This window comes from Chloracidobacterium sp. N, from assembly GCF_018304765.1.
GTDB lineage: Bacteria > Acidobacteriota > Blastocatellia > Chloracidobacteriales > Chloracidobacteriaceae > Chloracidobacterium > Chloracidobacterium aggregatum.
Genome location: NZ_CP072642.1, coordinates 92,515 through 102,500, shown reverse-complemented (window position 1 = coordinate 102,500; position 9,986 = coordinate 92,515). Strand labels below are relative to the sequence as shown.

General features: G+C 58.2%; 9 protein-coding genes (1 of these 9 running past the window's edge). 5 read left to right on the top strand and 4 right to left on the bottom strand.

Annotated elements, in window-relative coordinates; all coding sequences use genetic code 11:
• Positions 1-479, top strand: partial view of a bacillithiol biosynthesis cysteine-adding enzyme BshC gene (gene bshC, locus J8C05_RS00405; protein ID WP_211422294.1) — the 3' portion only. Its footprint begins 1,108 nt before the window's first position; the window shows 479 of its 1,587 coding nt (coding positions 1,109-1,587); its start codon lies off the left edge, out of view; its stop codon occupies positions 477-479.
• On the opposite strand, the gene J8C05_RS00400 is transcribed toward bshC, so the two are convergent.
• From J8C05_RS00400 to J8C05_RS00390, 3 genes are read right to left on the bottom strand one after another with little or no spacing between them, the layout of a single operon-like run.
• Entirely contained in the window at positions 397-2,022 is a 1,626-nt protein-coding gene (locus J8C05_RS00400) for a hypothetical protein (RefSeq protein ID WP_211422293.1), read from the bottom strand. The two genes, bshC and J8C05_RS00400, sit on opposite strands and share 83 nt — an antisense overlap.
• Complete coding sequence (locus J8C05_RS00395; protein WP_211422292.1) at positions 2,019-5,069, bottom strand: FHA domain-containing protein; 3,051 nt, start codon at positions 5,067-5,069, stop codon at positions 2,019-2,021. Before J8C05_RS00395 ends, J8C05_RS00400 begins: the two co-directional genes overlap by 4 nt.
• Positions 5,070-5,117: 48 nt before the next feature.
• The gene (locus J8C05_RS00390) at positions 5,118-5,720 is read right to left on the bottom strand and encodes a DUF4149 domain-containing protein (protein WP_211422291.1); all 603 of its coding nucleotides are present in this window, start codon (positions 5,718-5,720) and stop codon (positions 5,118-5,120) included.
• 268 nt (positions 5,721-5,988) lie between these two features.
• On the opposite strand from J8C05_RS00390, the gene J8C05_RS00385 reads away from it, so the two are divergent.
• The 4 genes from J8C05_RS00385 to J8C05_RS00370 are packed head-to-tail and all read left to right on the top strand — an operon-like array spanning position 5,989 to position 9,591.
• Complete coding sequence (locus tag J8C05_RS00385; protein ID WP_211422290.1) at positions 5,989-6,225, top strand: hypothetical protein; 237 nt, start codon at positions 5,989-5,991, stop codon at positions 6,223-6,225.
• Between the two features lie 29 nt (positions 6,226-6,254).
• On the top strand, positions 6,255-8,111 hold the full coding sequence (locus tag J8C05_RS00380; RefSeq protein ID WP_211422289.1) for a hypothetical protein: 1,857 nt from the start codon (positions 6,255-6,257) through the stop codon (positions 8,109-8,111).
• On the top strand, positions 8,108-8,884 hold the full coding sequence (locus J8C05_RS00375) for a hypothetical protein (protein ID WP_211422288.1): 777 nt from the start codon (positions 8,108-8,110) through the stop codon (positions 8,882-8,884). Before J8C05_RS00380 ends, J8C05_RS00375 begins: the two co-directional genes overlap by 4 nt.
• Positions 8,881-9,591: a hypothetical protein gene (locus tag J8C05_RS00370; RefSeq protein ID WP_211422287.1), complete on the top strand. Its 711-nt coding sequence runs from the start codon at positions 8,881-8,883 to the stop codon at positions 9,589-9,591. Before J8C05_RS00375 ends, J8C05_RS00370 begins: the two co-directional genes overlap by 4 nt.
• Here J8C05_RS00370 and J8C05_RS00365 read toward each other — a convergent pair.
• Positions 9,575-9,985, bottom strand: a complete 411-nt coding sequence (locus J8C05_RS00365; protein ID WP_211422286.1) for a very short patch repair endonuclease — start codon at positions 9,983-9,985, stop codon at positions 9,575-9,577. The genes J8C05_RS00370 and J8C05_RS00365 overlap by 17 nt on opposite strands.
• Position 9,986 lies beyond the last annotated feature (1 nt).

Here is a 9,986-nt window from a genome sequence, read left to right as displayed (position 1 = left end):
TCACGCCAGCATCCGTTTTGCTTGGGACACAGGAACTCGCCCGCCAGGCGATGACAAAACTTGCTGATACCAAAACACTTGACTGCTTCCGGGAAGTGAAAGCGACGTTTGAGGCAGAACTCGACCGCCTCAAACAGTCCCTGCACGAAAGTGACCCGTCCCTGGCCGAAGCACTTGAACGCGGGCGGGAAAAAATCTTTTACCAGCTCAACGGCCTCGAACAACGCTTTCTGACCAACCAGGCCCAGCGCCACGCCACGCTGCTACGCCAGATCGAGCGGGCCACGGCTGCCCTTGCCCCCTTTGGCAAACCCCAGGAACGAGTCCTCAACATTCTGAGTTTTCTCGTCAAATACGGGCCGCAGCTTGTGACGCACAGCTACCACCAGCTTGATTTCAGTACGTCTGACCACCAGTGGCTTTCACCGGTTCCGGCCGGGCGCGATAAATCCGAAGCAGCGGGTCCTGCCCCCCGGTGATTTCCTCTCCCCAGCACACCTCTGGAAACGCCCCGGTCTCGTCCGACCACGCGAAGTAGTAGTTCACACCGTAGTCGGTCAGCATTCGGGCAATTTCTTCTGGATTGGCGTGCGCCGGGGCGACACCGTAGTATTGCCCACCCAGAAACCAGGTCAGGTATAAAGACTGATGCCACTCCCGGTTGGACGCAATCCGCCCCTGAACGCCAAGCTGAACGCGCATCGCCTGGGCTGCCCGGTATAGCCCCCGACAGACCTCAAGCCCGGCATCGTTCCCCAGCGCCCCCTGTGCCAAAGCATACGCCGGAGACCAGGCCACCGTCCCCACCACAAACAACAGCAGGGCCGCCCGGAGCCGTCTGGAAAGGTCCAGCCGCAATGCAATCAACCACCCCAGCCACACCCCCGCCACGAGCACCCAGTAGGCCAGCGGCAGCAGATGCCGTGCCTCGACATAGACCAGTGCGTAGCCGACGACATAGATGAGGATGCCCGACAGCAGGACGCCAAAACGCCGCCGCAGGGGAGAAGCAGTCCACACGCCACCCACCAGACCCAACACAATGGGCAGGGCCAGCACGGAATACGCAAAACTGTACCCCAAGGCAATGACGCGCAGGCGGTCGAGCGTCATGAAAACCTGATACTGGGCGTATTCAACGGACTCAAACGGACTCCACGGCTGGATAGGGAAGCGCGTGGGGTCCGTCCAGGCGCTTGTATCCCCGGCCTCGGCCGGAGCAAAGAACGTCGTTTCTGCCGGAGGCATGAACCCCATCCGCGGCCCAGCCAGGGCGTAGTTGTAACGCCCCACCGAACTGAACATCCATACGCCGTACTTTGCCTGGAGGGCAACCATCCAGATGCCACTCACACCACCTGCCACCCCAAGACTCACCACCAATGACCACAGCCGCTGACGCCACCCCACCTGCCGCTCCTCCAACAACCGCCACCCACACAGATGAACCAAGCAAAACGGCAGCGCAAACGCCTTCGCAAAATACCCAAGTACCACCAAAAACCCACCCCACACCGACGCCCGGACATCCAGCCTCCCCTCCACCAACCACGCCGCGTACCACACCAGCACCGCCGCCACGAGTAGGTCCGGCGTAATCACGTGCAGAGCGTAGTACACCGTGAGCGGAACAGCCCCGCCGGTTGCCACCGCCCGCATCCACACGGGACAGTCCCCCAGAAGCCGCCACACACCTCCCAGCGCCACGCCGCCACCCGTCAGCAACACCAGCTTGATGGCCACCTGCGGCGGCAGTCCCAAGAGACGTAACACCGCCGTCAGCCACGAGATGAGCGGACTCCAGTACGCATTGATGGCGCCCCAGATGTCACCGCGCGCGTACTTTTCCGCAATGTCCAGGTAGGAAATGCCGTCCGGGTTGATTTGAAACTGATACACCGCAAGGAAACCCAGCCCCAGTGCCGTGTAAACCAGCAGAATCCAGGTCAGCGGATGACGTACCAGACTCGCCTGCCCGGACAGCTCCGGTATCTCACCCGTGACGCGCTCCCTGCCATTCATCCGAGAATGTCCTTGCTGCGAAGCACCAGCATTGTCAGAAAGAGCAGTGTCAGGAACATCCCCATCAGCATCCCGACATCGAGCAGCAGGCTGCCAAAGTCATTGAGAAAGCCGACGAAACGCGACTTGTCTTCAGGTGGATATTCAATGCGCGGCGCTTCAGGCGCCTTTTCCAGCTTGGGCATGTCCGGCCGCACACCACCTGTCCGCAGGAAGCCCTCCAGATCGTTTTTGTATTCATCCAGTCGCTGCTGCTGCCGTTTCCGGTAGGCTTCGAGCTGCTCCTTGAAATCGTCAACGGCCTGCTGGTTCTTCTGCTTGATACGCCCGATTTCACTGGTGGGGTCATCTTCCCCGTCCACCCCACGGAGCACGCCCAGTCCGGCCTGCCTGACGCCAATCCGCTTGAGCGCGTCATAGGACCACATTGCCGGCATCGCCAGACTCATGCCCTTGGCCAGTCCCTCGTTGGGGAGCAGCAAACCGCCAAACAAAATCTGTGGAATGAGCACCAGGGGCACAAGGCTCGTCGCCATCTCCGAGGTCTGTACCAGAGCTGAGATCAACAGTCCCATGGCAATGCCCACCAGATGCGAGAGCATCAGGTATGGCAGGACAAGCAACGGCGATCCGGGCACCGACTCCACAGCCGCCATCACCCCATAGAGCAGGGCGATCTGCACCAGGCCAATCAGGGTCAGCACCACCAGCTTGGAGCCAACATAGGGAACGATGCCCAGGTTGACCATCCGTTCCCGCCGGTAAATGCTCATTTCCTTGACGATTTCCCGCGCGGCGTTCGAGCATCCAAACCAGATGGCCGACAGTGCCAGCACGAAATACGGAAAATCCCGCGCCCAGTCGTGACCAACCGCCAGTCCGGTCAGCAAAGCAATGATGGGCGCCTGTCCAAACAGAATCGCCAGGTTGAGCCGGTCGGCCAGCATGACGCGCGCATAACGCGCCGAAAGCACAAGCATCTGCCCCAGACTGCGCCAGAGCGTGAGATGGCTTGGTGCCGGGCGGCCGGTCGCCGGCGGCGTTCGGGCAAGTTCCGCCAGCGGCTCATGGACGTACTTCCGATAGGCATCGGACTGTTCATATTTCCGCTGCCAACCGATGGCGACTTCGTCGCTGTTCGGATCGCCCAGCGTGTCAAAGAGTTCCTTGATGCTAGTAATGCCAAAGTAGGCCAGAGCTTCGGACGGCGGGCCAAACCACACCAGCCGCCCACGCATGAGAACCACGATCTTGTCAAACAGCCGGACGTTCTCCATCGCGTGCGTCGTCAGGATGACGGAGTGCCCGCCCGAAGCAATCTGCCGGAACAGATGCATGATTTTTTCTTCCGTGGCCGGGTCGAGTCCCGAAGTCGGCTCATCGAGAAAGATGATGCCGGGCTGCGTCACGAGTTCAACGGCAATGGAGACGCGCTTGCGCTGGCCGCCGGAGAGTTGCCCCACCGGAACCTTGCGGCGCGTGGTTAGCCCCGTCACATCGAGCACCTCAGTCAGGATGCGCTCGATTTCCTCATCACTCGTATCGGACGAAAGGCGCATCCGGGCGACGTAGTACAGCGTCCGCTCGACGGTCAGCTCGCGGTGAATGATGTCATCCTGTGGGACGTACCCGATGGATTGCTTGAAGCAGTCGATGTTTTCGTACAGGTTCAGCCCGTTGACCAGCACAACGCCCTGCTCGGCCGGACGCATGCCGTTGAGCGCATCCATGAGCGTGGACTTGCCGGCTCCCGAGGGACCCAGCAAACCCACGAACTCATTGGCCGGAATGGCCAGCCGGACCCGGTCGAGCAACCGCACCGTGCCTGTCCCGTGGCGGTTGGGCACTTCCCTGGTCAGGTCAAATACGTCAATCCGGGCGCGGCTGCGTGTATCAAAAACCGCAACGCCTTCGGGTTCGAGCCGAAAGAGAAACGGGCCCATCTGGACGACATCCGTTGCGCGCAGCCGGCACCGGGTAATCCGGCGCCCGTTGACATAGACGCCATTGGTGCTCTTGAGGTCTTCGAGCGTCCAGCCTTGGGCATCCCGCCCAAAGACGGCGTGCTGTTTGGAAACCTGGAGCAGATCAAGCTGGATGTCGTTTTCCGGCGCCCGCCCCACCGTCAGGCGTCCAGGTGTCTTGCCCTGCGCAAAGTGTTTGCGCGTCACGAAGTTCCTGGCTTCCGTCGCCTTTTGCGGCGTGGCCAGACGCACTCCGCGCGATGAAGCCAGGGACACCGTGTGCTCGCCGGTGGACGACCCCGCCGGAGTCGTTTCCGGCGCAACAAAGCGAAACTTCGCCCCACCAACGCCAATCTCGATGAGTGCGCCCGGCTGAAGCGGAGCCGGGGCGGCAATCCGGTAGCCATTGACGAGCGTTCCGTTGAACGATCCCATGTCGCGGATGACGTAGGTATCGCCTTGGCGCTCAATGACGGCATGCTGCCGCGAAACGGTTGGAAACTGTCGTTGGTCAAGCGCAATGGTATTCCCCTGATCGCGCCCAATCGTGACCACCGGTTCTGTCAACACAATCCGGCGTGGCACCCCGGCGTTGAGCAACTCAAGGCAGGGCTTGGTCGTGACCGGTCCGGCATCGGGCCGCTGGGGCCAGGACCACCCACCATTGGTTTTCTCAGGATCGGCTTTCCCGAAATCAGCACCAAGGTTGGAGCCGGTCACTGACGGGGCTAGGCGTGCCGGCGCAGCCTGCACCGGCGGCATGGGTGCAGCTTCCGGTGCGGCGTCGAAGCGTTCGACGCGCAGACAGGGGCCGCCTTTCCCCAACTGGATGATGGCTCCGACACCCAGCGGCATTGGCCCCTGAATCTGCTGGCCGTTGACAAATGTGCCGTAGGTGCTTCCGGCATCGGCAATGGTCAACACGCCATGCTGCCAGGTGACCTTGGCGTGCCGCCGGGAAACGCCTTGTTCCTGGTCGTCAAAACACAAGCGGCATTCCGCCGGATCGCGCCCGATGAAAAAATCGGCGTCTGCCACAACAACCTGCTCACCAGCACGGCGACCGGTGAGATATGTCAACACCAGGTTCATGGTCTCCCAGCCCGGTCTGTAGATAGGGCAAGTGGCGTGTCAGGCGTCGCGTGCAACCGTGGAGGCCGTAGGTGCCAGCCACAGGTGGTACACAACAACCAGCGCGACGGCCGCCAGAATGTTGAAACCCATCAGCCACACCGAATACTGATGCCAGGCAGCGAAGGTCAGGCGTGTCGGATCATCGAGGGGCAGTTGTTCCAGCTCGCTCCCCAGCGCCCGGCGAATCGCCGCCAATCTGGCCGAAACCACGAATTTCGAGATGGCAACGACGACTGTCATCAGCACGGGCAGCCCCACGGCAAGGCGGCCGGCCCAGGTTGTGAGTTTTCCGGCACGGATGACCTGAGCCGCCTGGATGCCAGTGAGCAGCACGCCGCAGACCAGCCCCCACCACTCCAGCTTGCCCAGGACGCTGTTGACCAACGTCCCGGCCAGGTAGCGTGTGGGCAGCACGCCAAAGGCGCTCGGCGCCACTGCCGCACTGAAAAAGACCATGGCCCCCAGCCACAATGCCAAGACCAGCCACTGACTGATGCCCAACAGACTGTCCACCCACGTCTGCCACCGGCTGGACACAGGGTGAGCCGATTCCCGGACAGTCTTAGGTGAGGATTCGAGAACGGGCAGGGTTGGTGTCATGAAGAGTGTCCGTGCAGTTGAAAACCTTCTTGGTCTGAAGGTCGGTTGCGGCTGCGCTGTCACCAGACAGCCGGCGCACCCGGTTCATCGCGGCAGCTCAGGTATAACCTGTCGTCAAACTTACTCACCCCTGCCCGCACAGGCAAGCCGTTCCGGACACGGACGTTTTTTCAAGAGTTACTGATGCATATTTTCGGCTTGACATGCCACAGCTTTAGCCCAATATAATGTGCCTGTACGCTACAGATTTCAAATGTTGGTGATATGTATGGAACAGGAAAAGCCTGCGAAGTCCAGAACCAAGTTTGTTGAGCTGGCGGAGAAACGTGTATCCAAGGCCATCAAGGACATCCGCCTGATTGGAAATCTTTCCAACCGGAGCAACTATTCATACACACAGGAGGATGTTCGCAAGATTGTGAAAGCCCTCAAGGATGAGGTTGACGCCCTCAAGGCACGCTTTGAAGCGAAGGGATCAGACTCCAAACCGGTCTTCAAGCTGTGACACCCGTAAGGGTACAGAGGAGATGTGACATGAAATGGCAGTTTGAGGAGTTCCCCAAGTCACTGGTCGAGACGGAAGTGACACAGCGTGATCAGTTCCGTAATGATGACGTTGATCTCGCCGACACGCTGGTTCGTGAGACTGTACAGAATTCACTGGATGCCCGTGCCGGGAAAGGACAGTCCGGGCAGGAAGCCGTGAAAGTGCGGTTCGCGTTTCTTGATGGTGACAGAGCGCCCGATCTGGAATACATCGAGGAACTGTTTGATCAGGAATACCGTGATCACGCGGAAGCAGCCGGTATTGAGCTGGGCAGTATTGACTTTGGGCATCCACGCGCAATCGTGATTGAGGACTTCGGCACGAACGGACTGCTGGGCAATCCTTTGGAAAAAGGCGATGACGACTTCAGCGATTTCTGGCGCCGTCATGGCATATCCCACAAATCCGGCGAGCGCAGAGGCCGATGGGGGCTTGGGAAGCTGGTTTTTTCAACCTCTTCCCTTCTCCGGGCATTCTTCGGGCTGACTATCCGGGCAGGTGACGAAACCCCTTTTCTCATGGGTCAGACGGTACTGTCCATGCACAAGCTGGGGAACAGGCAGTATCCTGCCCATACACATTTTTCCAAAGTCAGTCAGAATGCTGCCAACCAAGGGCTGAGGATTCCGATCACTGATTCCAGCTTTGTCAATCGCTTTTCCGAAGTCTTCCGCCTCAAGCGGGGGGGGAGGCCCGGACTGTCCCTGGTTATCCCCTTCCCACATTCAGACCTGGAACGCGGAAAAACAATCGAAGCCGCCATCCGGCATTATTTCATTCCCATCCTTCGTGGTCAGCTTGTCCTTGAGTTCGACGATCTGGTGCTGGACAAGACAAATCTGAAGGACTGTGCATCTCAACACCTGAAGCCTGGCTCTATCCGCGATATGGAAGCGCTCTTCAGCTTCGTGCTTGAAGCTGAAAACCCCAAAACCCAGCTCATCAGTATTGACGAGCGCTGGTACAGGAACGATCTCGAAAAGGCGTTCCAGCCAGGTGAACTTGAGAAATTGCGGAGGTCTTTTGCGAACGGCGAGCTTGTAGGTGTGCGCTTTCCGATCGACATTGTACGCAAGGACGGCAAGATTGAGAAAACTGAGGTCCGGGGTTACCTGAAGAAACCGGCACAACTTTCCCGGGGGCAGGATTACTACGTCCGAAGCGGGATCACAGTGCCGCAGGAATCCAAGTTCGGTCACAGAAACGCACTTGGCCTTCTGATAGCGGATGCCCCTGCCATCTCGGCATTCCTTGGAGATGCAGAAAATCCTGCCCACACCCTCTGGATAGGCAATGCAGAGAAGGTGCAGAGGAATTACAAAGGTGCCAAGGATAGGGTAACTGCCATAAAAAAATGCCTGGTGAACCTCCATGATCTGTTGGCACAGGCTGTCGAGGAAAAGGCTGAAGAGGCCCTGCTGTACTTTTTCTGGACACCAGGAACAGGAGCCAGACCTCGCCAGGGGAAGGGGGAGAAAACCCTTTTGCCGACAACGCCGCCGGCAACCAGCCCGGAGCTTTTTCAGATAAGCCCCATTGATGGGGGGTTCACTGTTCACCCGAGGAAAGGTCTGACCGCCGACAGGCTGCCACTTAGGGCTTCCATCAAGGTCGCCTACGATGTGGAAGAAGGCAATCCTTTCAGGCTCTGGTCAGAGTATGACTTCAATTTTGAAAAGAAGGGTGATGCCTGTATTGAAACTCATGAGGTAGATGTCACCTGTGCAAATAACACCCTCAATTGCACTTTCAATAAGCCTGAATCCAAAATCTCGGTCACCGGATTGGACAGCAACCGTGATCTGATCATCAAGGTTGAAGTTGAAGTTGAAGAGGAACAATGAACATCCAGCGTCGCATCAACCATACCGGCCGCAAGCGCATTGACAAGTCACGAGTCGAAATTTTTATCGAAGAGGAATCAGGCGACCGGCGATTCAGAGCGAGTGTGAATTTCGATGGGCTTGACCTGCCGCCGGGTGCACCAGTGTACATCGAAGCCTACCAGCGCTATGCCCTTCAGCGGTTCGACTGCGGTACGGTGGGAAACTTTGCCCTCCCCCGCAATACCGCATTGGACAAACTTGACAGCGACCTGCCAATCCAGTTCAGGGTCAAGGTCGTTGACACAGTGGGCTCCAAAGGGCGTCTGATTGCTGCGGCCAGGGGTATCCGCGCAAGCAACGAACAACCGGATGGGGAGGGACGTGAACGATTGCTTCCCGTGGTCAGCCGGGACTTGGGTGAAGTCCCTTGGCAGGTCAATTTTTCCTATGACTCGATGCCCGAACTTGCCCTCAACAATCGCATACCAGACTGTATCAACCGCATTCGGCAAGACCGCCTTTTCCAGGCACTGGTGCTTCCGGCTGCTGTCAGGTCTATTCTCTTATGGATATACTGGAGGGAACCAAACAACGACGGGGATGGCGAGAATGGGGAGAACTGGGTGACCCGGTGGCTGGATTTTGCCGAGTCCATTGTTGGTGACGAGCCCCCTGGCCCGGAAGATGCATCCAAGGTAGAGACATGGATCGAAGACGTGGTCAGCAAATTCAGCCAAAAACATAGGCTCTGTACAAGACTGATTGAGCAAATCGGAGGGACATGTGAATGAAACTCAGGCGGCTCAACAGTACAGGCATCGAACATTTCAGAAACTGGCTGAACGGGCTAAGAGAAGGGCAGCAAGCCGACACGCCCAACCTGCTTCAAAACACTGGTTTCAGCGAGGAGTTGGAATGGGATGTGGATGTGGAGAACAGGGATTTCCAGAGCCGGTATGAACTTGGAACATACCTGGTGAACAAGCTTGCCGTCTGCGATGAAAAGGCCATACGGAACGACGCCGGGCTGTGGACGTGGCTTGCACTGTTCTGGTTTGACCGGCTGTGCCCGGCAGACTCCAATGGGACAAGGAAGCCCAAAAGGGACGACAACTATATCCTCAGCACCAGATACAGGGATCACCACCGCCACGCGATACGCACCACCTGGCTGTTCGTGAAGGAGCATGGCGACAAAGTCGGGTTCATATTCAGCAACCCGCTTTCGCAGCGTGGCGAATTGACCGAACAACTGACAGCAAGACCATATTTTCTGAACTGCAAGGGACTCATGGAAGCTGCCTGGTCTTTATACAAGAAACCTCATCAGGAGACTTGGAAGGCAGGAGCCGCAGGCAACGGTTCAGGATCAGTCAGGCGCTTTGCTTTGATCCTCAAGCAGTTGGAGTTGACCTACGATCTCTATTCAATGGGCAAAGAAGACATTTTGTCCGTCCTCCCCCAAAAAGAATTCGCAAGGTTCATTGCTGCCCCCTGACTTGGGTCAGTATGGACTGGATCACCCTGTCCGGGTCGTTCTTCACCTCATGCTCCCAGAATCTCAGGACAGTCCAGCCCTCCCTGGCAAGTTGCGCGTCCACATCGCCGTCACGCTGGACATTGCTGTTGATCTTGGTTTCCCAGAACAGACGATTGGTGGCTGGAGACTGGTAATGCAGCGGGCAGCGGTGCCAGAAACAGCCGTCAATGAATATCGCCAGGCGTCGGCTGACAAAGACGACATCGGGCCTGCCCGGCAGCTTGTAGTTTACCCGGTACCGGAGACCGAGCGACCAGAGTTTTTTTCGGATCACAATCTCCGGCCGGGTATTCTTTCCACGGATACGGGCCATGCAGCGGCTGCGCTGCCTTGGCGTCAGCACGTCAGCCATG

Excerpts from the sequence above, each read along its gene's own strand:
- J8C05_RS00400 (WP_211422293.1), bottom strand. The coding sequence starts at position 2,022 with ATGAATGGCAGGGAGCGCGTCACGGGTGAGATACCGGAGCTGTCCGGG.
- J8C05_RS00390 (WP_211422291.1), bottom strand. The coding sequence starts at position 5,720 with ATGACACCAACCCTGCCCGTTCTCGAATCCTCACCTAAGACTGTCCGG.
- J8C05_RS00385 (WP_211422290.1), top strand. The coding sequence starts at position 5,989 with ATGGAACAGGAAAAGCCTGCGAAGTCCAGAACCAAGTTTGTTGAGCTG.
- J8C05_RS00380 (WP_211422289.1), top strand. The coding sequence starts at position 6,255 with ATGAAATGGCAGTTTGAGGAGTTCCCCAAGTCACTGGTCGAGACGGAA.
- J8C05_RS00375 (WP_211422288.1), top strand. The coding sequence starts at position 8,108 with ATGAACATCCAGCGTCGCATCAACCATACCGGCCGCAAGCGCATTGAC.
- J8C05_RS00370 (WP_211422287.1), top strand. The coding sequence starts at position 8,881 with ATGAAACTCAGGCGGCTCAACAGTACAGGCATCGAACATTTCAGAAAC.
- J8C05_RS00365 (WP_211422286.1), bottom strand. The coding sequence starts at position 9,985 with ATGGCTGACGTGCTGACGCCAAGGCAGCGCAGCCGCTGCATGGCCCGT.